The organism is Streptomyces scopuliridis (assembly GCF_042790125.1).
GTDB lineage: Bacteria > Actinomycetota > Actinomycetes > Streptomycetales > Streptomycetaceae > Streptomyces > Streptomyces scopuliridis_A.
In genome coordinates, this window is the sequence record NZ_JBHTZS010000002.1 from 60250 (window position 1) to 82266 (window position 22017).

Consider the following 22017-nt stretch of genomic DNA (forward strand, 5'->3'; position numbering starts at 1 on the left):
GGACGCGCCGCCGCCCTCCGGCGGTTCGCACGGAGGGCGGCGGCGTTCGGGACATGACGGTCATGCCGCCGGCGGAGCGGTGACCTTCAGTTCGACGGTCAGCGTGGCGCCGCCCTCGGTCTCGATGCGGAGCAGGAACGTGCCTGTGGTGTCGTCCGCGTAGATCTTCGGGAGCTGGAGGGCGCCGTTGGCGTCGGTCTTCAGGTCCTTCAGCTCACGCAGCGGATTGCCGTCCGCGTCCTTGAAGTAGGGCCCGTCGGCGCGCGGGGCGGAGCCGCCCGCGGACGTGATCATGGTGGCGGTCGCGGCGACACCCGACGCGGCCTCTCCCTTGTAGGTGGCCTTGACCGAGATCTGGTCGGCGAACTCCCCGCCGGTCTCGGCCGTCAGCTCCTTGTCGCCGGTCCTGGTGAGTCCGTCCGCCTGGCGGGGCGTGACCGTCGCGGTGTACTCGACGCCGGCGACATCCTTGACGTCCACCGTGGCCCGGATCGTGAACTCGCCGGTCTGCTCGCCCGCCTGGACGGGCGGGGCGGTCGCCTCGCCGTCCTCGCCGGTGGTGAGGGTCAGCGCGGACTTGCCGGCCGTGAAGCGGGCGTCGGTGTCGCCGACGATCTCGAACCGCACCGGGACGCCGGCGACGGGCTCGCCCGCCGCGTCCACGGCGCGTACCGAGGTCCGCTCCGTGAACTGGCTGCCCGCCACGGCCGTGAGCGTGCCCGTAGCGGTCTTCTCGATCCGCTTGACGACGGGCTTCGGGGCGGGGGTGCCGGGGTCGCCCGTGGGGGGAGGCGTCGTGCCTCCGCCACCCGGCTGGGACGGGGTTTCCGGGCCGCCGGCCCCGGGGGTGGACGGATCGGTGCCGGGCTTGGACGGCTTCGGCGGCTTGGGGCTCGGCGGCGGGGTCGGGGTCGGGGTCGGAGTGGGTGAGGGGCCCGGGTCGGCGGGGCCGGTGCCGGCGGGCAGCACGCCCGTGCCGTCCGGGACCTCGTGCGTGCCCCTGTTGTAGTACTCGAACCAGGTCAGGACGGTGCTCAGATACTCCTGCGAGTGGTTGTAGCTGAGGATCGCCTGCCGCAGATCGGCGTCCACGGAGAGATCGCGGTCCGCGTGGCAGAGGTACTGCGCTGCCGCGAGCGCCGCGTCGTAGATGTTGTTGGGGTCCTTGCGGCCGTCGCCGTTGGCGTCCTGGCCCCAGGTCGCCCAGGTCGACGGGATGAACTGCATCGGGCCGACCGCGCGGTCGTGCGTGGAGTCGCCGTCGTACGCGCCGTTGTCGGTGTCGGAGATGTTCGCGAAGCCGTTGCCGTTGAGCACCGGGCCGAGGATCGGCGCCAGCGTGGTGCCGTTGGCGTCCACCCGGCCGCCGCGCGCCTGGCCGGACTCGACCTTCCCGATGGCGGCGAGCAGCTGCCACGGCAGGTTGCAGCCGGGCTTGGTCTCCGCGAGGGACTGCTCCGCCTGCTTGTACGCGGCCAGCACCGAGGCCGGTATGCCCGCTTCCGCCGGTCCGGTGCCGAGGGCCGGCAGATCGATCGAGGTGCCGGGCTTGTCGGGCGTGACGAGCGGCGGAAGCTCGGTGTAGTACGGGGAGTTGCCGGTGGCCGACGAGTCGGCGGGCGGGTTCGCGTCGGCCGCGGCCTGGGCACCACCCGGGCCGGAGGGAATGGCGCCCGGTGCCTGGGAGGCGGAGAGGGCCGCGATCGCGGCGGCGGCCACCGCGGTGGTGGTCGCTCCTCTGCGCAGGCGCCTGCCGAATAGCGCGGACATATGTCTGGCCCCTCCCGGTGGACGGCTGTTCGCGCTCCCCGCGCGAGGACTCAGGCGACCCTATGTCAACTCCTGGCCGCAGCACACCGGTCCGTGCCCGCTTTTCACCAGTTCGCTACCTGTGAGTCGCCTGGATGCCCGAAGAGCCCCCCGTCGAGGGCCCCTCGGGCCTCACTGTTCGGGCATCGCGGACCGGTGAGTACGACAGCCGTGAACGCGACAGCCATGAGTGCGGCAGCCATGAGTGCGGCAGTCGTGGGTGCGACACCCTTCGGCGCGCCGCCGGTCAGTGCGCCGCCGACTCCCAGTCCCTGCCCACGCCCACCGACACGTCCAGCGGCGCGCGCAGTTCGACCGCCGTCGACATCTCGCGGCGCAGCAGCTCCTCCACCGGCTCGCGCTCGCCCGGCGCGATCTCCAGGACGATTTCGTCATGGACCTGGAGGAGCATCCGGGAGGTCAGCCCCGCCTCGGTCATCGCGCGGTCGACGTTGAGCATGGCGACCTTGACGATGTCCGCGGCGGTGCCCTGGATGGGGGCGTTGAGCGCCATCCGCTCGGCCATCTCCCTGCGCTGCCTGTTGTCGCTGTTGAGGTCCGGGAGATAGCGGCGGCGGCCGAGCATCGTCTCCGTATAGCCGGTGGCCCTGGCCTCCACGACCGCGCGGTGCAGATAGTCCCGCACGCCCCCGAAGCGCTCGAAGAACGTGTCCATCAGGGCGCGCGCCTCGGCCGCCTCGATGTTCAGCTGCTGCGAGAGCCCGAACGCCGAGAGCCCGTAGGCCAGCCCGTACGACATCGCCTTGATCTTGCGGCGCATCTCGGGGTCGACCGCGGACTTCTTCACCCCGAACACCTGGGAGGCGACCGTCGTGTGCAGGTCCTCGCCGGAGGTGAACGCCTCGATCAGCCCGGCGTCCTCGGAGAGATGGGCCATCACGCGCAGCTCGATCTGGCTGTAGTCGGCCGTCATCAGCGACTCGTAGCCCTCGCCCACGACGAAGCCGCGGCGGATCGCCCGGCCCTCGTCGGTGCGGACCGGGATGTTCTGCAGATTGGGATCGGTGGAGGAGAGCCGGCCGGTCGCCGCCACCGTCTGGTTGAAGGTGGTGTGGATCCGGCCGTCCGCCGCGATCGACTTGATCAGGCCCTCGACCGTGACCCGCAGCTTCGCCTGCTCGCGGTGGCGCAGCATGATGACCGGCAGTTCGTGCTCGGTCTGGGCGGCCAGCCAGGCGAGCGCGTCGGCGTCCGTCGTATAACCGGTCTTGGTCTTCTTCGTCTTGGGCAGCCCCAGCTCGCCGAAGAGGACTTCCTGGAGCTGCTTGGGCGAGCCGAGGTTGAACTCATGGCCGACAGCGGCGTGCGCCTCCTTCACGGCCTGCTGCACGGCGCCCGCGAACTGCTGCTCCATGGCCTCCAGATGGGCGCGGTCGGCGGCGATGCCGTGCCGCTCCAGCCGGGCGAGCAGCTCGGAGGTGGGCAGCTCCACGTCATGGAGCAGTCCGGTGGCACCGACCTCGCCCAGCCGCTCGGTGAAGGCGTCGCCCAGATCGAGGACGGCGCGGGCCTGGGCCATCAGCGCCTCGGCCTCGGCCTGTTCGTCGGTCCCGAAGGCGAGCTGTCCGTCGGCGGTGGCGGGGGCCAGCTCACGGCCCAGGTATTCGATGGCGAGCGCGTCCAGCGCGAACGAGCGGCGGCCGGGCTTGACCAGATAGGCGGCGAGAGCGGTGTCCATCGTGACGCCGCCGACCCGCCAGCCCTGCTCGGGGGCGACGCGCATCACGCCCTTCGCGTTGTGCATGACCTTGGGCCCGGCCTCGTCGGCGAGCCAGGCCGCGAAGGCCCGTTCGTCGGCCTCGTCCAGCTGCGTGGGGTCGAACCAGGCCGCCGCGCCGCCGGCCGCGGCGAGCGCGACCTCGCTGACGCTGCCCGTGCCCAGCGACCAGGTGTCGGCCGTGGCGACACCGAGCGGCTGCCCGCCGTGCTCCGCGAGCCAGGGCGCCAGCTCGCCGGAGGCCAGCACCGAGCCGTCCAGCTCCACCCCGGCGGCCGGCGCCGGGGCCTCGTCCTCGGCGGCGCCGGGATCCACCGCGAGCAGCCGCTCGCGCAGGCTGGGGTTCCGGATCTCCAGGACCTCCAGCACGCCGATCAGGGCCGTACGGTCGTACGGAACTCGCTCCAGCTCGTGCGGGGTCTTGGGCAGCCCGACATCGCACGACAGCTCCGTGAGCCTGCGGTTGAGCTTGACCGACTCCAGATGGTCCCGGAAGTTCTGCCCGGCCTTGCCCTTCACCTCGTCGGCGCGCGCGACCAGTTCGTCGAACGAGCCGAACTGGTTGATCCACTTCGCGGCGGTCTTCTCACCGACGCCCGGAATACCGGGGAGATTGTCGGACGGGTCGCCGCGCAGGGCCGCGAAGTCCGGGTACTGCGCCGGGGTCAGTCCGTACTTCTCCTGGACCTTCTCCGGGGTGAAGCGGGTCAGCTCGGAGACGCCCTTGGTGGGGTACAGCACCGTCGTGTGCTCGGAGATGAGCTGGAACGAGTCCCGGTCGCCGGTGACGATCAGCACCTCGAAGCCCGCGGCCTCGGCCTGGCGGGCGAGCGTCGCGATGACGTCGTCCGCCTCGAACCCCTCGATCGCGAACCGGTCCGCGCGCATCGCGTCCAGCAGCTCGCCGATCAGCTCGACCTGTCCCTTGAACTCGTCGGGCGTCTTGGAGCGGTTGGCCTTGTACTCCGGGAACTCCTGGGAGCGCCAGGTCTTGCGGGACACGTCGAAAGCGACGGCGAAATGCGTGGGCGACTCGTCACGCAATGTGTTCGCCAGCATCGACGCGAAGCCGTAGATGGCGTTCGTCGGCTGACCGGTGGCGGTCGTGAAATTCTCCGCGGGCAGCGCGAAGAACGCCCGGTACGCCAGGGAGTGCCCGTCCATGAGGAGCAGGCGAGGACGGTTGTCTGCGGTCTTCTTCGATGCTGTCTCAGCCACGCACCCGATCCTGCCACGTCGCACTGACAGTCCCGGCCGCCCGGACGGTCCGCGGCGGCCCCGTACCCCTCTCTCCCCGTCCCCATACGCCCTGCGCGCGTGACGAGCCCGACATGGGCCGGATGTATCCCGGACGTATCGTGGCCACAGAGGCATGCCAAGATTGTCTACTGTAGACAATCTTGTTCAGCTCACTGAGCTCAAGGAGAGCGTGATGGCCAGCAAGCCGCCGGCAGGTGATCCAGTACAGGATTCGCCGCAGGTAACGGCGCCCAAGCACGCCGCGGCGGGAATCCCCGCGGTCGCGCATTCCCTGCTCATCTCGCACCAGCAGATGGGCGCGCGCCGGACCGCGCGGACACTCCTGAAGGTCAACCAGAAGAACGGTTTCGACTGTCCCGGCTGCGCCTGGCCGGAGGGCGACCACCGGCACACCGCCGAGTTCTGCGAGAACGGCGCCAAGGCCGTCGCGGAGGAGGCGACCGTACGCAGGGTCACGCCGGAGTTCTTCGCCGAGCACCCGGTGTCCGACCTCTTCGAGCGCAGCGGCTACTGGCTCGGCCAACAGGGCCGGATCACGCACCCGATGTATCTGCCGGAGGGCGCCGACCAGTACGAACCCATCAGCTGGGAGCGCGCCTTCGCGATCATCGCCGAGGAGCTCAACGCCCTCGGCTCCCCCGACGAGGCCTGCTTCTACACCTCGGGGCGCACCAGCAACGAGGCCGCGTTCCTTCTCCAGCTCTTCGCGCGCGAGTTCGGTACGAACAACCTGCCCGACTGCTCGAACATGTGCCACGAGTCCTCCGGCTCCGCCCTCACGGAGACCATCGGCATAGGCAAGGGCAGCGTCTCCCTCGACGACATGCACCAGGCCGATCTGATCATCGTCGCCGGCCAGAACCCGGGCACAAACCACCCCCGGATGCTCTCCGCGCTGGAGAAGGCCAAGGCCGCCGGTGCGAAGATCATTTCGGTGAACCCGCTGCCCGAAGCCGGCCTCGAGCGGTTCAAGAACCCGCAGACCCCGCTCGGCATGGTCAGGGGCGCCGCCCTCACCGACCTCTTCCTCCAGATCCGCATCGGCGGCGACCAGGCGCTGTTCCGGCTGCTCAACAGGCTCGTCCTGGAGACCCCGGGCGCCGTGGACGACGCGTTCATCGAGGAACACACCCACGGGTACGAGGAGTTCAGGGCCGCCGCGCTGACCGCCGACTGGGACGAGACCCTTGTCGCCACCGGTCTCCAGCGGGCCGAGATCGAGCGGGCCGCCGAGATGGCCCTCGCCTCGAAGCGCACCATCGTCTGCTGGGCGATGGGCCTGACGCAGCACAAGCACTCCGTGCCGACCATCCGTGAAGTCGTCAACTTCCTGCTGCTGCGCGGCAATATCGGCCGCGCCGGCGCCGGGGTCTGCCCGGTGCGCGGACACTCCAATGTGCAGGGCGACCGCACGATGGGCATCTTCGAGCGGCCCGCCCCGGCCTTTCTCGACGCCCTGGACCGGGAGTTCTCCATCACCTCGCCCCGCCACCACGGCTATGACGTGGTGCGCTCCATCGAGGCGATGCGCGACGGCGACGCCAAGGTCTTCTTCGCCATGGGCGGCAACTTCGTGGGGGCGACGCCCGACACCGAGGTCACCGAGGCCGCGATGCGCAACACCCGGCTGACGGTGCACGTGTCCACCAAGCTCAACCGCTCGCATGTGGTGACCGGCGTACGCGCGCTGATCCTGCCCACCCTCGGCCGCACCGACAAGGACATCCAGGCCGGCGTCAAGCAGATCGTCACCGTCGAGGACTCCATGGGCATGGTGCACGCCTCGCGCGGCAACCTGCCGCCCGCCAGCCCTCATCTGCTCTCCGAGCCGGCCATCATCACCCACATGGCGCGCGCCGTCCTCGGCCCCTCCTCGACCACGCCCTGGGAGGACTTCGAGAAGGACTACGCGAACATCCGCGACCGGATCGCGCGCGTCGTCCCCGGCTTCGAGGACTTCAACGCGCGGGTGGCCCGCCCCGGCGGCTTCGAACTGCCGCACGCGCCGCGCGACGAGCGCCGCTTCCCCACCGCCACCGGCAAGGCCAACTTCACCGCCGCGCCCGTGGAGTACCCCAAGCTGCCCGCGGGCCGGCTGCTGCTCCAGACGATGCGCTCGCACGACCAGTACAACACCACCATCTACGGGCTGGACGACCGCTACCGCGGCATCAAGGGCGGCCGCCGCATCGTCATGGTCAACCCCGACGACGCGCGCGAACTCGGGCTCGCGGACGGCGCGTTCACCGACATCGTCAGCGAGTGGAAGGACGGTGTGGAGCGCCGGGCCCCGGGCTTCCGGGTGGTGCACTATCCGACCGCCCGCGGCTGCGCGGCCGCCTACTACCCGGAGACCAATGTGCTGGTGCCGCTCGACGCCACGGCCGACACGAGCAACACCCCGACGAGCAAGTCCGTCGTCGTGCGGTTCGAGTAGCCGTGCCCCTCGAACAGCGGAATGAGCCGACGGCGCTAAGCGTTTGCTCAGTCATCTGATATGCAAGACGGTGCACAGAGCACGTACTTCATGTAGCGCGGGTGGTTCACATGCGCCATGCCGCCGCGTACCCCCGCACACCATCACCGCAGCCGATCGGAGCCGGGCCCATGGGTGAGCAGCCCTCCACGAAGTTCCCTCAGGAGATCATCGACGAGTACGCCGAGCTCGGCGTCGATCTGCCCGCGCTCTTCTCCGCGGGCCACCTCGGCACGCGCATGGAGGTGCAGATCGTCGAGGCTTCGGCGGAACGCGTCGTCGGCACGATGCCGGTGGAGGGCAACACCCAGCCGTACGGGCTGCTGCACGGCGGCGCCTCCGCCGTCCTCGCCGAGACCCTCGGCTCCATCGGCTCCATGCTGCACGGCGGCACGAGCAAGATCGCCGTGGGCGTGGATCTCAACTGCACCCACCACCGGGGCGTACGGAGCGGACTGGTCACGGGCGTCGCCACCCCCGTCCACCGCGGCCGCTCCACCGCGACGTACGAGATCGTCATCACCGACGAGCGGGACAAGCGGGTCTGCACCGCCCGGCTGACCTGCCTGCTGCGCGACGCCGGAACCGGCACGGACGCCGGGCCCCAGTAACGTCCGGAGCACCCCGGCCCACCCGCCCCACCCGCCAGGGCGCGTACGGAATGCCCGTACGCGCCCTTGTGCGTGCCCGGAGCGCCGCCTACCCTGCGCCCATGACCACGGCCGGACAGTGCGGGCTCCGCCCGGCCGCCCGACGCTCGCTCGCACTCTGCGCCGCCCTCCTCAGTGGCGCACTGACCGGTTGTGGAGGTGGCGGAACCGCCGCGCCCGACCCGGACACCACCCCCACCGCACACCACACCAGCCCCGCCGAGATCTGCGCCGCACTCGTCTCGTACTGGGCGAAGGAAGCCCTCAAGGGCTCCCAGTGGGCAGGGCTCGACTGGGAACAGAAGGGGTTGTCCAATGAGCAGTACGCCATCCACGAGGAGGTCGTGGCCGAGGCGCGCGCCGAGCAGGCGAAGCACGGCGACGCGGCGGCCGGAACTCTGATCGACCGCAGGACCGCCGAACGGTGCGCCGCCGCGAACGGCGCCACCGGCAGTTCGGAGAATTGGCGCGAACCGGACTGGACAGCGACCGGCACACCGCCCTCATGAGCCCCGCCAGACATCACGCTGTGTAACAACCAGGTGAACGAGGACGCCCGCGCCGCCCGCACACACATCCACGCTGCCCGCTTTCCCGCCCTCCCATGCCCGATTGGGCAGTCAGCACCAAAATGGGCCCAAGTACCTTAGCGGAACTGCGCGTTCTCAGCATGTGGTCGATTGAGGGAAAGCACGGAAACGCCCCATTCGCCCCGGCTGCAACCGCCAAGCGTTGGCCCCGGCATAACAAGACAGTCACATCCTTCGCGCACTACTCCACGACCCCCTCACCTGCGCTTAGAGTCACGGCCAGTCACCGCGCCGCCGGACAGGCGTTCGGCTCGCTCCACCTACCCGCCGGAGCGGCCCGGCGAACGCGAACGGCACCTCAGCAGAGGAGGCCGCGCCAGGGAAAGGATTCATCGTGCGACACCGTTCCTTGCTCATCCTCACCACCGTGATCACCACGGGAGCACTCACACTCACCGCCTGTGGATCTCGCGACGAAGGCAAGAGCACCGGGGGAAGCGACAAGATAACCGTCGTCATCGGTGTCGACGCGCCGCTCACCGGATCGCTGTCCGCGCTCGGCCAGGGCATCAAGAACTCGGTCGACCTCGCCGCCAAGACCGCGAACAAGACCAACGAGGTCCCCGGCGTCGAGTTCAAGATCGAGGCCCTCGACGACCAGGCCGTCCCGGCCTCCGGCCAGGCCAACGCCACCAAGCTCGTCGGCAACAAGGACGTCCTCGGCGTCGTCGGCCCGCTGAACTCCGGCGTCGCCCAGTCGATGCAGGGCGTCTTCAACTCCGCCAACCTGCTCCAGGTCTCCCCCGCCAACACCAACCCGTCGCTGAGCCAGGGCGACAACTGGGCCAAGGGCGACCTCAAGCGTCCCTTCGCGTCGTACTTCCGCACGGCCGCCACGGACGTCGTCCAGGGCAAGTTCGCCGCGCAGTACTACTACAACGACGCCAAGAAGCGGAAGGTCTTCGTCGTCGACGACAAGCAGACCTACGGCGCCGGCCTCGCCTCCATCTTCTCCGAGGAGTTCAAGCGCCTCGGCGGCACCGTCGTCGGCACCGACCACGTCACGGTCAAGGAGACCGACTTCTCCTCCACCGCCGACAAGGTCAAGGCCGCGGGCGCCGACTCCGTCTACTTCGGTGGCCAGTACCCCGAGGGCGGACTGCTCTCCGACCAGATCAAGAAGACGGGCGCCAAGATCCCCACCATGGGTGGCGACGGCATCTACGACCCGAACTTCATCTCGGCCTCCGGTGAGTCCAACGACGGCGACTTCGCCACCTCCATCGGCTACCCCGTGGAGAAGCTCGACACCGCCAAGAAGTTCATCGCCGACTACGCGGCCGGCGGCTACAAGGACCCGTACGCGGCCTACGGCGGTTACTCGTACGACGCCGGCTGGACGATCATCCAGGCCGTCAAGGCCGTCGTCGCCGCCAACGACGGCAAGCTCCCCGACGACGCCCGCAAGCAGGTCGTCGAGGCCACCAGCAAGGTCAGCTTCGACGGTGTGACCGGCAAGGTCTCCTTCGACGAGTACGGCGACACCACCAACAAGCAGCTCACCGTGTACAAGGTCGAAGGCGGTACCTGGAAGGACGTCAAGAGCGCCACGTTCCAGGACTGACCTCCCGGACGCAGCCCCCACAACACGACCGGACCGCGCGAGGGCGCAACAGCGCCCTCGCGCGGTGTCATATCCGACACGCTCATCGGAGGCCCTGCGGTGAACGAACTGCCGCAACAGCTGGCCAACGGCCTTGCCCTCGGTGCCCTTTACGGCTTGATCGCCATCGGGTACACCATGGTCTACGGCATCGTCCAGCTCATCAACTTCGCCCATGGCGAGATCTTCATGATCGGGGGCTTCGGCGCCCTCACCACCTACACCTGGCTCCCTGGCGGAACCTCCCTGGTGGTGGCGATCCCGCTCATGATCATAGGCGGCGCCATAGCCGCGGTGGTCGTGGCCACCGCCGCCGAACGCTTCGCCTACCGCCCCCTGCGCGGAGCGCCCAGGCTCGCGCCGCTGATCACCGCGATCGGCCTGTCCATCACACTGCAGCAGCTCATCTGGGCCTTCTACCCCGACGCCAAGAAGGCCGTCAGCTTTCCCGAATTCAAGGGTGAGTCCTTCCAGCTGACGGACAACCTCTACATCCAGCGGGCCGACGCCTTCATCTTCGTCCTCGCCCCCCTGTGCATGCTCGCCCTCGGCGTCTTCGTCTCCAAGAGCCGCAGCGGACGCGCCATGCAGGCCACGTCCCAGGACCGGGACACCGCCAAGCTCATGGGCATCAACACCGACCGCATCATCGTGATGGCCTTCGCCATCGGCGCCGCCTTCGCCGCGGTCGCCGCGGTCGCCTACGGACTCGACAAGGGCCAGATCAACTTCGAGATGGGCTTCCTCCTCGGACTCAAGGCGTTCACCGCCGCCGTCCTCGGAGGCATCGGCAACATCTACGGAGCCATGGTCGGCGGCGTCGTCCTCGGCCTCGCCGAAGCCATGTCGATCGCCTACATCGAGGAAATCCCCGGCATGCAGCAGCTCGGCGGCGGCGCCTGGGCCAACGTCTGGGCGTTCGTACTTCTCATCGTCGTACTCCTCGTCAGGCCACAGGGCCTGCTCGGTGAGCGCGTCGCGGATCGGGCGTGAGAACTATGACCGACACAGCCTCCTCCCGCACCACGCAGCTGCGCGTACTCGCCCTCGCCGGCGGCATCGCCACCGTGGCCAGCACCTTCCTCTCCTGGACCTACACCACCGAGTTCCCCGGCGACCTCACCGTCTACGGCTACCCGGGCGGCCTCCAGGTCCTCACCCTCACCGCCGGGCTGCTCATCGCGCTCTTCGCGCTGTCCGCACTCGGCGTCAAGGGTCTGCGCTGGCTCACCCCCACCGGCTCCACCAAGGCGCTCCAGCTGTTCGCCCTCGGCGCCCTGGCCACCACCTGGTTCACCGTCATCGCCATCGCGGTCGAACTCGGCGGCATCGTCAACCTCGAACCCGGCGGATTCGTCGCGGCGGTCGCCACCGTCATCCCCGTCGTCGCGGCCTTCCTGCTCCCCGACGACACCCGCAAGGCCACGCGGCCCAAGGAACTCGCCTCCTGGGCAGAGATCCTGATCATCGTCGCCGCGTTCGCCATCGGGCTCTTCGTCTTCACCTACGGCATCGACACCGAGTACGCCGAACTCTTCACCGGCTACCTGCTCACCGTCGGCTTCGCCGCCACCGCGCTCTTCAAGGCCGGCCTCATCGCCCGCCTCAACGGGCTCACCACCAAGTACCGGATGATCGCCGTCTCGGCCGCGTTCGTCGCCGCCGCGGCCTTCCCCTTCACCCAGAGCACCGACCAGTTCACCCTGATCGCGGTCAACATCCTCATCTTCGCGACCGTCGCCCTCGGACTGAACATCGTCGTCGGCCTCGCCGGCCTCCTCGACCTCGGATACGTCGCGTTCCTCGGCGTCGGCGCCTACACGGCCGCCCTCGTCTCCGGAACCACCGCGTCCGTCTTCGATGTGCACTTCCCGTTCTGGGCCGCCGTCCTCACCGGCGCCGTCGTCTCACTGGTCTTCGGCGTCCTCATCGGCGCGCCCACCCTGCGGCTGCGCGGCGACTATCTCGCCATCGTGACCCTCGGCTTCGGAGAGATCTTCCGTATCGCCGTCGGCAACCTCGACGGAGTCTCCGGCCCCCGCATCACCAACGGCCCCAACGGTGTCCCGAACATCCCCGACCTCAACTTCTTCGGGTACAACTTCGGCGAATCCCACACCGTCCTCGGCATCGAACTCGGCTCCTACGCCAACTACTACCTGCTGATGCTGCTCGCCATGATCCTCGTGGTGATCGTCTTCAGCCGCGCGGGCAACTCCCGTATCGGCCGCGCCTGGGTCGCCATCCGCGAGGACGAGACCGCCGCCACCGCCATGGGCATCAACGGCTTCCGCGTCAAACTCATCGCCTTCGCCCTCGGCGCCACCCTCGCCGGCCTCGCCGGCACCGTACAGGCGCACGTCCAGCACACCGTGGTCCCCGAGATGTACGTCTTCGCCGGCCCGGTCCCGCCGAACTCCGCCTTCCTGCTCGCCGCCGTCATCCTCGGCGGCATGGGCACCATCACCGGCCCCCTCATCGGCGCCTCGCTGCTCTACCTCATCCCGGCGAAGCTCCAGTTCCTCCAGGACTACCAGCTCCTCGGCTTCGGAATCGCGCTCATCCTCCTCATGCGCTTCCGCCCCGAAGGACTCATCGCCAACCGGCGCGCACAGCTCGAATTCCACGAGACCGGCCAGCTCGACGTACCCGACGACAAACCCGGCGCGGGCGTCAGCACCGCCAAGGCGGGGGCGTGAACGACATGACCACCACGACCACGAGCACAAGCACCAAGACCACCGTGCTCGACGCCAGCGGCGTCACCATGCGCTTCGGCGGACTCACCGCCGTACGCTCCGTCGACCTCCAGGTCAGCAGCGGCGAGATCGTCGGTCTCATCGGCCCCAACGGCGCCGGCAAGACCACCTTCTTCAACTGCCTCACCGGGCTCTACGTACCCACCGAAGGCAGGGTCAGCTACAAGGGCACCGTCCTGCCGCCCAAACCCCACCTGGTCACCCAGGCGGGCATCGCGCGCACCTTCCAGAACATCAGGCTCTTCTCCAACATGACCGTCCTGGAGAACGTCCTCGTCGGACGCCACACCAGGACCAAGGAAGGCCTCTGGTCCGCACTCCTGCGCGGCCCCGGCTTCAAGAAGGCCGAAGCCGCCTCCCATGAGCGCGCCATGGAACTCCTCGAATTCATCGGCCTCCAGCACAAGGCCGACCACCTCGCCCGCAACCTCCCCTACGGCGAACAGCGCAAGCTCGAAATCGCGCGCGCCCTCGCCAGCGAACCCGGCCTGCTGCTCCTCGACGAGCCCACCGCCGGAATGAACCCGCAGGAAACCCGCGTCACCGAAGACCTCGTCTTCGCCATCCGCGACCAGGGCATCGCCGTACTCGTCATCGAGCACGACATGCGCTTCATCTTCAACCTCTGCGACCGCGTCGCCTGCCTCGTCCAGGGCGAGAAACTCGTCGAAGGCACCGCGGAAGTCGTCCAGGGCGACGAACGCGTCATCGCCGCCTACCTCGGCACCCCCTTCGAAGGCGCCCCCGGCGCCGAGGAAGTCGCCGAAGTCGAGGCGGCCGAAGCGGACGCGCACCGCGACACCAGCACCACCGGTTCGGAAGGGGACGCGAAGTGACCGCACTCCTGGAGGTCGAAGACCTCAAAGTCGCCTACGGCAAGATCGAGGCGGTCAAGGGCATCTCCTTCAGCGTCGAAGCCGGCCAGGTCGTTACCCTCATCGGCACCAACGGCGCGGGCAAGACCACCACCCTGCGCACCCTCTCCGGGCTCCTCAAGCCCTCCGGCGGGCGCATCACCTTCGACGGGAAGCCCCTCTCGGGAGTCCCCGCGCACAAGATCGTCGCGCTGGGCCTCGCCCACTCCCCCGAAGGCCGGCATATCTTCCCCCGGCTCACCATCACGGAGAACCTCCAGCTCGGAGCGTTCCTCCGGACCGACAAGGCCGGGATCGAGAAGGACATCCAGCGCGCCTACGACCTCTTCCCCATCCTGGGCGAACGACGGAAGCAGGCCGCGGGCACCCTCTCCGGCGGCGAACAGCAAATGCTCGCCATGGGACGCGCGCTGATGTCCCAGCCCAAGCTGCTCATGCTGGACGAGCCCTCCATGGGCCTCTCCCCGATCATGATGCAGAAGATCATGGAGACCATCGTCGAGCTGCGCCAGCAGGGCACGACGATCCTGCTCGTCGAACAGAACGCCCAGGCGGCGCTCTCCCTCGCCGACCAGGGCCATGTCATGGAGATCGGCAGCATCGTCCTCTCCGGCACCGGCCAGGACCTGCTGCACGACGAATCCGTACGCAAGGCGTACCTCGGCGAGGACTGACCCCGCATACGTCAGGAGGCCCGCCCCGAGAGAAACGGGGCGGGCCTCCTGACGTAGGTGCGTACGGTGAGAGCCGCGGGCCTACTGGCCGCCGCCCTTCGCCGCCTTCTTCTCCGCCGCGTCCTCGATGACCGCCTCCGCCACCTGCTGCATCGACATCCGGCGGTCCATCGACGTCTTCTGGATCCACCGGAACGCCGCCGGCTCCGTCAGCCCGTACTGCGTCTGCAGCACCGACTTCGCCCGGTCCACCAGCTTCCGCGTCTCCAGTCGCAGCGTCAGATCCGCGACCTCCCGCTCCAGCGTCTTCAGCTCCGTGAACCGCGACACCGCCATCTCGATGGCCGGCACCACATCACTCTTGCTGAACGGCTTCACGAGATACGCCATCGCCCCCGCGTCCCGCGCCCGCTCCACCAGATCCCGCTGCGAGAACGCGGTCAGCATCAGCACCGGCGCGATGGACTCCTCGGCGATCCTCTCGGCCGCGGAGATCCCGTCCAGGACGGGCATCTTCACATCCAGGATCACCAGATCCGGCCGATGCTCCCGCGCGAGCTCCACGGCCCGCTCACCGTCACCGGCCTCGCCGACGACCGAATAACCCTCTTCCTCAAGCATCTCCTTGAGATCGAGACGGATCAGCGCCTCGTCCTCGGCGATGACGACACGCGTCGTCAGCGGCGGAACGTGCGACTTGTCGTCATCGTCGACGGGCTGGGGCGACTCGGGGGCGGTCACGGGGGCTCCTCGTTCCAGACAGGGTGCTGCTCCCCATGAGCCTACCGAGCTGCGGTATTGTGGTCGTGCAGCGGGTCTGGCAAAACCTTTGATTCCGTGAGCCCCGGTAGCCCAATCGGTAGCAGGCAATGCTCTCAAACAGCATTCAGTGTGGGTTCGAGTCCCACCCGGGGCACTTTTCCTTTGATTCCAAGGTGGATCACTGGGCTGGCGATCTTCACTCTTCATAGTGAACGCATCCCGATACCCCACACGGGCGGCAAAGATCCGGCGAGACTCGCGCCATGGAACCGCACAACCCTTCGATTCGCGACGAAGCGCTCGCCCTCTTGAGGCGGGGCATCCCCAATCGAGTCGTGGCCGAACGGCTCAACGTACCCCGTGGAACGGTCGGCTGGTGGCGCCACGAAGACCGCAGGAAGCGCGTAGAGCCCGTCCCACCGCGCCCTTCGCTGCTCTGCCCCATCTGCGGTGACCGCCCGCTCGACAAAGTCGCCTACTCGTATGTGCTGGGGCTGTATCTCGGCGACGGCCACATCAGCCACTACGTCAAGCACAGAGTCCCGAGCCTGCTGGTCACCATGGACGATGCGTGGCCAGGATTACAGGACGCGGCGGAGGCGGCCCTGAGGGCCGTGTTCCCGAACAACGCCATCTGTCGCCAGCAGCGCGAGGGCTGCCAGAACATCAAGGTCTACTTCAAACACCTTCCCTGCCTGTTCCCCCAGAGCGGCCCTGGCAAGAAGCACGAGCGGAAGATCGAACTGGCGGCCTGGCAGCAGGACATCGTCGACGCGCACCCGTGGGAGTTCATACGCGGCCTGATCCACTCCGACGGCTGTCGCATCACCAATTGGACCGAGAAGATCATCGGCGGCGAACGCAAGCGGTACGAGTACCCGCGCTACTTCTTCTCCAACGCCTCCGCCGACATCCTGCGGCTCTTCACGGACACCCTAGATGCCGTCGGCGTCGAGTGGAGGCACACCAACCAGCGCCGCAGCGTCCAGAACATCTCCATCGCCAAGCGCGCGTCCGTCGCCCTCATGGACGCGCGCATCGGGTCCAAGTACTGACGCCCCCGACTACTTCGGGCTGTCGTCCTCGCCGATGTGGTGTACGCGCACCAGGTTCGTGGAGCCCGCGACTCCCGGCGGGGAGCCCGCCGTGATGACGACGATGTCGCCCTTGTCGCAGCGGCCGATCTTCAGGAGCTGGTCGTCCACCTGGGCGACCATCGCGTCCGTCGAGTCGACGTGCGGGCCGAGGAAGGCTTCCACGCCCCATGTGAGGTTCAGCTGGGCGCGGGTGGCCGGGTCCGGGGTGAAGGCGAGCAGGGGGATCGGGGAGCGGTAGCGGGAGAGGCGCTTGACCGTGTCGCCGGACTGGGTGAAGGCGACCAGGAACTTCGCACCGAGGAAGTCGCCCATCTCGGCCGCCGCGCGGGCCACCGCGCCGCCCTGGGTGCGGGGCTTGCTGCTCTCCGTGATCGGGGGGAGGCCCTTGGCGAGGAGGTCTTCCTCGGCGGCCTCGACGATGCGGCCCATGGTCTTGACCGTCTCGATGGGGTACTTGCCGACGCTGGTCTCGCCGGAGAGCATCACCGCGTCCGTGCCGTCGATCACCGCGTTGGCCACGTCGGACGCCTCGGCGCGGGTCGGGCGGGAGTTGTCGATCATCGAGTCGAGCATCTGGGTGGCGACGATGACCGGCTTGGCGTTGCGCCGGGCCAGTTTGATGGCGCGCTTCTGGACGATCGGCACCTGTTCGAGGGGCATTTCGACGCCGAGGTCGCCCCGGGCGACCATGATGCCGTCGAAGGCGGCCACGATGTCGTCGATGTTCTCGACGGCCTGCGGCTTCTCGATCTTGGCGATCACGGGGACCCGGCGGCGCTCCTCGTCCATGATGCGGTGGACGTCGTTGATGTCGTCGCCGCTGCGTACGAAGGAGAGCGCGATGGCGTCGGCGCCGGCGCGCAGCGCCCAGCGGAGGTCCTCGACGTCCTTGTCGGAGAGTGCGGGGACGGAGACGGCGACGCCGGGGAGGTTGAGGCCCTTGTTGTCGGAGACCATGCCGCCCTCGATGACGAGGGTGTGGACGCGGGGTCCGTCGACGGAGGTGACTTCGAGGGTGACTTTGCCGTCGTCCACGAGGATGCGCTCCCCGGTGGTGACGTCAGCGGCGAGTCCTTCGTAGGTCGTGCCGCAGGTGTGGCGGTCGCCTTCGAGGGGTTCGACGGTGATGGTGAATTCGTCGCCGCGTTCAAGGAGTACGGGTCCTTCGCGGAACCGGCCGAGCCGGATCTTCGGACCTTGAAGGTCGGCGAGGATTCCGACGCTGCGGCCGGTTTCTTCCGCGGCTTCCCGCACGCGCTGATAGCGCTCCTCGTGCTCGGCGTAGGTGCCGTGGCTGAGGTTGAGTCTGGCGACGTCCATTCCGGCTTCGACCAGTGCCTTGATCTGGTCGTACGAGTCGGTGGCGGGCCCCAGGGTACAAACGATCTTTGCTCGGCGCATATATCGAGCCTAGAGCTTACCGACCGGTAGGGAATTGGCGCTGCATGACTACTCAACAACCGTTGCGTGAAAGGTTATTGACAAGTGTTGAATGGGCGCGTGGGCGCTCCTATGAGCATTTCTTCGGCGTCAGATCCGGTGGGGTCATCGTGAAGCGCGCGTTCACCTGGGCATAGACGGTCTGGCGCTGTGGTTCGAGATCGAGCGCCGGCGCCGCCTCGGCCGATCCCGCGCCCCCGTAGGCGCTGCGGCTGCGCAGGCCGCCGGGCGGGGCGGGCTGTCCGTACGCGGCGGTGTTCTCCGCGCCGAGGTCGGCCAGCTCGACCAGCGCGGCGAGCTGGGCGCCGAGGGCTTCGGCGTACTCGCGGGCGCGCTGGACGGCTTCCCGTACGGCCTGGCGCCGGGCGTTGCCGTGGGCCGGCGAGTCGGGGCGCAGGGCCCACCAGGGGCCGCTGACACGGGTCAGTTCGAGGTCGGCGAGACGGGTGGTGAGTTCACCCAGAGCGGTGAAGTCGGCCAGTTCGGCGGTGAGATGAACCCGGCCGTGGTACGCGCGGATACGTTCGCCGCGGCCGTGCTTGGCGAGTTCGGGGCTGATGGAGAACGCGCCGGTCTCCAGCTTCTCGACGGCGTCGCCGTAGGACTTGACGAGCGCGAGGACTTCTCCGTTGCGGCGGGTGAGGTCGTCGAGGGCGGTGCGCCGGTCGGTGCCGCGCGCGCTGACGGCGATGCCGATCCTGGCGATCTCCGGGTCGACCTCCAGCCGCGCTTCGCCGCGGACGGCGACCCTCGGCGTCTCGGGCGTGCCGTAGGGCGCGGCGGGGGTCGGTACGTCGGCGGTGGTCACGGGCGGCTCCCTCGTTGGACGGCTGCGGCTGCAACCGCGACTGCACGTACACCTTCGGCTCCACTCTCGCACCCGGGTACGACAGTCGGGTGCTGTAGCGCCGTACGACAACCGGCAGTCATCTGATCGAAACCCTGTGGGGGTGTTGCGGACGTCGCGTTTGAGCCAGAATCTACGCGCGTTGTGCAATGTTCCGAGGGAGAAGAGAAGGAAATGCCGCTGAACCGTAGGACGTTCCTGGGCAGTTCGGCTGTCGCCGGCGCGGGTGTGGCGCTGGTGGGCGGCGCGACCGTCCCGGCGGAGGCCACCGGCCAGGCTCATGGTCCCGTCACCGGACGTCCGCCCAAGCGGTACTCGTTCACCGTGCTGGGGACCACCGATCTGCATGGCAATGTCTTCAACTGGGACTACTTCACCGACAAGGAGTTCGACGACTCCGCTCACAATGATGTCGGCCTGGCCAAGATCTCCACGCTGGTCGACCGGATCCGTAAGGAGAAGGGCCGCCAGAACACGCTGCTGATCGACGCGGGTGACACCATTCAGGGCACCCAGCTGTCGTACTACTACGCCAAGGTCGACCCGATCACCGCCAAGCGCGGTCCGGTGCATCCGATGGCGCAGGCGATGAACGCGATCGGCTATGACGCGGCGGCGCTGGGCAACCACGAGTTCAATTACGGCATTCCGGTGCTGCGGAAGTTCGAGGAGCAGTGCGATTTCCCGCTGCTCGGTGCCAACGCGCTGGACGCGAAGACCCTGAAGCCGGCTTTCGCGCCGTATGTGATCAAGAAGCTGCGCACGCCGTACGGCCGTGATGTGCGGGTCGCGATCCTCGGGCTGACGAACCCGGGCATCGCGATCTGGGACAAGGCGAACGTCCAGGGCAAGATGACGTTCCCGGGTCTGGAGGAGCAGGCCGCGAAGTGGGTGCCGAAGCTGCGTTCGATGGGCGCGGACGTCGTCATCGTCTCCGCGCACTCCGGTACGAGCGGGACGTCCTCGTACGGCGATCAGGTGCCGTATGTGGAGAACGCCGCGACGCTGGTGGCGGAGCAGGTGCCGGGGATCGACGCGATCCTGGTCGGGCACGCGCACGCCGAGATCCCGGAGCGCCGGGTGGTCAACAAGAAGACGGGCAAGGACGTCGTCCTGTCCGAGCCGCTCAAGTGGGGCCAGCGGCTGACGCTCTTCGATTTCGATCTGGTGTGGGAGCGGGGCTCCTGGACGGTCGAGAAGGTCGGCTCGCAGGTCCTGAACTCCAACACGGTCCCCGAGGACAAGAAGATCACCGGTCTGCTCTCCGATGAGCACCGCAAGGTCGTGGCCTACGTCAACCAGGTGATCGGTACGTCCACGGCCGCCATGTCCACGGTCGACGCGCCGTGGAAGGACGAGCCGATCATCGATCTGATCAACCATGTGCAGACGGAGACGGTGAAGGCGGCGCTGGCGGGCGGCGAGTGGGCGGCGCTGCCGGTGCTGTCGCAGGCGTCGTGCTTCTCGCGCACGGCGGCGATCCCGGCCGGCCAGGTGACCATCAAGGACGCGGCGGGGCTGTACCCGTTCGAGAACACGATGGAGGCGCGGCTCCTGACCGGCGCGCAGATCAGGGCGTATCTGGAGTTCTCGGCGGGGTATTACGTGCAGACGGCGGCGGGCTCGCCGGTGGACACGTCGAAGCTGACGAACGCCAACAACACGCCGGACTACAACTACGACGTGGTGTCCGGTCTGACGTATGAGATCGACATCGCGAAGCCGGCCGGGTCGCGGATCGTGAACCTGAGGTTCGAGGGCAAGGATCTGGACCCGGCGGCGAAGTTCGTACTGGCCGTCAACAACTACCGGGCGAGCGGCGGCGGGAACTTCCCGCATGTGGCCGCCGCGCAGCAGCTGTGGGCCAACTCGGACGAGATCCGCAACACGATCATCGGGTGGGTACAGAAGGCGGGGACGGTCGATCCGGCGCAGTTCGCCTCGGTGGACTGGAAGCTGACGCGGGACGGCACGCCGGTCTTCTGACCCACTGGCCGTCAAGGCGCTTCGGCTGCTGTCACCGTACTTCGGTGAGCGGGACCAGACCCCTCGGTGCGGGCACCGTGCGGGTCCGGTCCCGTCCGTCGAGTCCGAAGCTGGTGAACGCGGTGCGCCGGGGCAGGGGGTAGGACTCCTTGCCGGTGAGGTGGTTGAGGATGGTGGCGCCGCGCCAGGCCGCGAGCCCGAGGTCGGGCGCGCCGACGCCATGGGTGTGGCGTTCACCGTTCTGTACGTAGACGGAGCCGGTGACTCCGGGGTCCAGGGTGATCCGGTGGTGCTGGTCGATCCGGGGCCGTCCCGAGCTGTCCCGGCGCATATACGGATCGAGTCCGGCGAGGATCCGGTCGAGCGGACGCTCCCGGTAGCCGGTGGCGAGGACGACGGCGTCGGTGGTGAGCCGGGACCTGGACGCCTGCTGGGCGTGTTCCAGATGGAGTTCGATCTTGGTCATGGCGACGCGGCCCGCGGTACGGACGGAGACGCCGGGGGTGAGGACGGCGTCGGGCCAGCCGCCGTGCAGCGTGCGCCGGTACAGCTCGTCGTGGATGGCGGCGATGGTGTCGGCGTCGATGCCCTTGTGGAGCTGCCACTGCCGGGGGATCAGATCGTCGCGTACATGCTCGGGCAGGGCGTGGAAGTAGCGGGTGTAGTCGGGGGTGAACTGTTCCAGGCCGAGCTTGGAGTACTCCATGGGCGCGAAGGCTTCGGTGCGGGCCAGCCAGTGGATCCGCTCGGCTCCGGTGGGCCTGGCGCGCAGCAGGTCGAGGAAGATCTCGGCGCCGGACTGTCCTGATCCGATGACGGTGATGTGTCCGGCGGCGAGCAGCCGGTCGCGGTGGCCGAGATAGTCGGAGGAGTGGATGACCGGCGCGGCGGGGGCTTCGACGAGTGGTTTGAGCGGGTCGGGGACATACGGCTCGGTGCCGATGCCGAGGGCGATATGGCGGGCGTGGGCGCGGCCGAGGGCTTCGACCTCGCCGTCCTGGTCGAGCTGGGTGAAGTCGACTTCGAACAGATCGCGTTCGGGGTTCCAGCGCACCGCGTCGACCTGGTGGCCGAAGTGGAGCCCGGGGAGCTGTTCGCTGACCCAGCGGCAGTACGCGTCGTACTCGGCGCGCTGGATGTGGAAGCGCTCGGCGAAGTAGAAGGGGAAGAGCCGGTCGCGGGCCCGCAGATAGCTGAGGAAGGACCAGGGGCTGGCGGGGTTGGCGAGGGTGACCAGGTCGGCGAGGAAGGGGACCTGGAGGCTGGCGCCCTCGATGAGCAGGCCGGGGTGCCAGCGGAAGACGGGGTTCTGGTCGAAGAAGGTGGTGGCGAGTCCGCCGCGGATTCCGTCGGCGAGTGCGGCGAGGGAGAGATTGAACGGGCCGATGCCGACACCCACCAGGTCGCAGGGCTGGGTGAGGTCGGTTGGCTGGGCGGTCATCGGCGGGCGC

General features: G+C 68.6%; 16 protein-coding genes and 1 tRNA gene. 11 read left to right on the forward strand and 6 right to left on the reverse strand.

The features are described 5' to 3' along the window. Window positions 1-60: 60 nt before the first annotated feature. Together ACFRKB_RS02520 and polA are read right to left on the reverse strand one after the other, a co-directional pair. Window positions 61-1770, reverse strand: coding sequence for a lytic transglycosylase domain-containing protein (locus tag ACFRKB_RS02520; protein ID WP_383102637.1), 1710 nt, complete (start codon window positions 1768-1770; stop codon window positions 61-63). 286 nt (window positions 1771-2056) lie between these two features. Beyond that, window positions 2057-4765, reverse strand: coding sequence for a DNA polymerase I (gene polA, locus ACFRKB_RS02525; RefSeq protein WP_383102639.1), 2709 nt, complete (start codon window positions 4763-4765; stop codon window positions 2057-2059). A gap of 214 nt (window positions 4766-4979) precedes the next feature. Here polA and ACFRKB_RS02530 point away from each other — a divergent pair, with 214 nt between their 5' ends. From ACFRKB_RS02530 to ACFRKB_RS02565, 8 genes are all read left to right on the forward strand, one after another. Next, a complete protein-coding gene (locus ACFRKB_RS02530) occupies window positions 4980-7244 on the forward strand; it encodes an FdhF/YdeP family oxidoreductase (protein WP_383102640.1) in 2265 nt (754 codons plus the stop codon). Window positions 7245-7414: 170 nt separating this feature from the next. Further along, window positions 7415-7894: a PaaI family thioesterase gene (locus ACFRKB_RS02535; RefSeq protein ID WP_383102641.1), complete on the forward strand. Its 480-nt coding sequence runs from the start codon at window positions 7415-7417 to the stop codon at window positions 7892-7894. Between the two features lie 101 nt (window positions 7895-7995). Beyond that, the gene (locus ACFRKB_RS02540) at window positions 7996-8442 is read left to right on the forward strand and encodes a hypothetical protein (protein ID WP_383102643.1); all 447 of its coding nucleotides are present in this window, start codon (window positions 7996-7998) and stop codon (window positions 8440-8442) included. A 415-nt stretch (window positions 8443-8857) separates the two neighbouring features. Next, on the forward strand, window positions 8858-10087 hold the full coding sequence (locus ACFRKB_RS02545) for a branched-chain amino acid ABC transporter substrate-binding protein (protein ID WP_383102645.1): 1230 nt from the start codon (window positions 8858-8860) through the stop codon (window positions 10085-10087). 99 nt (window positions 10088-10186) lie between these two features. Continuing rightward, window positions 10187-11119: a branched-chain amino acid ABC transporter permease gene (locus ACFRKB_RS02550; protein ID WP_365973949.1), complete on the forward strand. Its 933-nt coding sequence runs from the start codon at window positions 10187-10189 to the stop codon at window positions 11117-11119. Between the two features lie 5 nt (window positions 11120-11124). Further along, complete coding sequence (locus ACFRKB_RS02555) at window positions 11125-12825, forward strand: branched-chain amino acid ABC transporter permease (RefSeq protein ID WP_383102646.1); 1701 nt, start codon at window positions 11125-11127, stop codon at window positions 12823-12825. A gap of 5 nt (window positions 12826-12830) precedes the next feature. Continuing rightward, window positions 12831-13721 (forward strand): ABC transporter ATP-binding protein, encoded by an 891-nt coding sequence (locus ACFRKB_RS02560; RefSeq protein WP_383103257.1) that lies wholly within the window; start codon window positions 12831-12833, stop codon window positions 13719-13721. Further along, entirely contained in the window at window positions 13718-14434 is a 717-nt protein-coding gene (locus tag ACFRKB_RS02565; RefSeq protein ID WP_383102649.1) for an ABC transporter ATP-binding protein, read from the forward strand. The genes ACFRKB_RS02560 and ACFRKB_RS02565 overlap by 4 nt, the downstream gene beginning before the upstream one ends. A gap of 81 nt (window positions 14435-14515) precedes the next feature. Here ACFRKB_RS02565 and ACFRKB_RS02570 read toward each other — a convergent pair whose 3' ends face one another. After that, window positions 14516-15175: an ANTAR domain-containing response regulator gene (locus tag ACFRKB_RS02570; protein WP_383102651.1), complete on the reverse strand. Its 660-nt coding sequence runs from the start codon at window positions 15173-15175 to the stop codon at window positions 14516-14518. Between the two features lie 100 nt (window positions 15176-15275). Here ACFRKB_RS02570 and ACFRKB_RS02575 point away from each other — a divergent pair. Both ACFRKB_RS02575 and ACFRKB_RS02580 read left to right on the forward strand, forming a co-directional pair. Beyond that, a tRNA-Leu gene (locus ACFRKB_RS02575) sits at window positions 15276-15350 on the forward strand. A gap of 109 nt (window positions 15351-15459) precedes the next feature. Beyond that, complete coding sequence (locus ACFRKB_RS02580; RefSeq protein WP_383102653.1) at window positions 15460-16251, forward strand: helix-turn-helix domain-containing protein; 792 nt, start codon at window positions 15460-15462, stop codon at window positions 16249-16251. Between the two features lie 9 nt (window positions 16252-16260). Here ACFRKB_RS02580 and pyk read toward each other — a convergent pair whose 3' ends face one another. Together pyk and ACFRKB_RS02590 are read right to left on the reverse strand one after the other, a co-directional pair. After that, a complete protein-coding gene (gene pyk, locus ACFRKB_RS02585; RefSeq protein WP_383102655.1) occupies window positions 16261-17694 on the reverse strand; it encodes a pyruvate kinase in 1434 nt (477 codons plus the stop codon). 109 nt (window positions 17695-17803) lie between these two features. Further along, window positions 17804-18541, reverse strand: a complete 738-nt coding sequence (locus ACFRKB_RS02590) for an SIMPL domain-containing protein (RefSeq protein ID WP_383102656.1) — start codon at window positions 18539-18541, stop codon at window positions 17804-17806. 213 nt (window positions 18542-18754) lie between these two features. On the opposite strand from ACFRKB_RS02590, the gene ACFRKB_RS02595 reads away from it, so the two are divergent. Continuing rightward, on the forward strand, window positions 18755-20566 hold the full coding sequence (locus tag ACFRKB_RS02595; protein WP_383102658.1) for a 5'-nucleotidase C-terminal domain-containing protein: 1812 nt from the start codon (window positions 18755-18757) through the stop codon (window positions 20564-20566). Between the two features lie 31 nt (window positions 20567-20597). On the opposite strand, the gene ACFRKB_RS02600 is transcribed toward ACFRKB_RS02595, so the two are convergent. Continuing rightward, the gene (locus ACFRKB_RS02600) at window positions 20598-22007 is read right to left on the reverse strand and encodes a lysine N(6)-hydroxylase/L-ornithine N(5)-oxygenase family protein (RefSeq protein WP_383102659.1); all 1410 of its coding nucleotides are present in this window, start codon (window positions 22005-22007) and stop codon (window positions 20598-20600) included. Window positions 22008-22017: the final 10 nt, after the last annotated feature.

Coding starts and splice junctions, on each gene's coding strand:
- ACFRKB_RS02520 (WP_383102637.1), bottom strand. CDS start 1,770: ATGTCCGCGCTATTCGGCAGGCGCCTGCGCAGAGGAGCGACCACCACC.
- ACFRKB_RS02530 (WP_383102640.1), top strand. CDS start 4,980: ATGGCCAGCAAGCCGCCGGCAGGTGATCCAGTACAGGATTCGCCGCAG.
- ACFRKB_RS02535 (WP_383102641.1), top strand. CDS start 7,415: ATGGGTGAGCAGCCCTCCACGAAGTTCCCTCAGGAGATCATCGACGAG.
- ACFRKB_RS02540 (WP_383102643.1), top strand. CDS start 7,996: ATGACCACGGCCGGACAGTGCGGGCTCCGCCCGGCCGCCCGACGCTCG.
- ACFRKB_RS02555 (WP_383102646.1), top strand. CDS start 11,125: ATGACCGACACAGCCTCCTCCCGCACCACGCAGCTGCGCGTACTCGCC.
- ACFRKB_RS02560 (WP_383103257.1), top strand. CDS start 12,831: ATGACCACCACGACCACGAGCACAAGCACCAAGACCACCGTGCTCGAC.
- ACFRKB_RS02580 (WP_383102653.1), top strand. CDS start 15,460: ATGGAACCGCACAACCCTTCGATTCGCGACGAAGCGCTCGCCCTCTTG.
- pyk (WP_383102655.1), bottom strand. CDS start 17,694: ATGCGCCGAGCAAAGATCGTTTGTACCCTGGGGCCCGCCACCGACTCG.
- ACFRKB_RS02595 (WP_383102658.1), top strand. CDS start 18,755: ATGCCGCTGAACCGTAGGACGTTCCTGGGCAGTTCGGCTGTCGCCGGC.
- ACFRKB_RS02600 (WP_383102659.1), bottom strand. CDS start 22,007: ATGACCGCCCAGCCAACCGACCTCACCCAGCCCTGCGACCTGGTGGGT.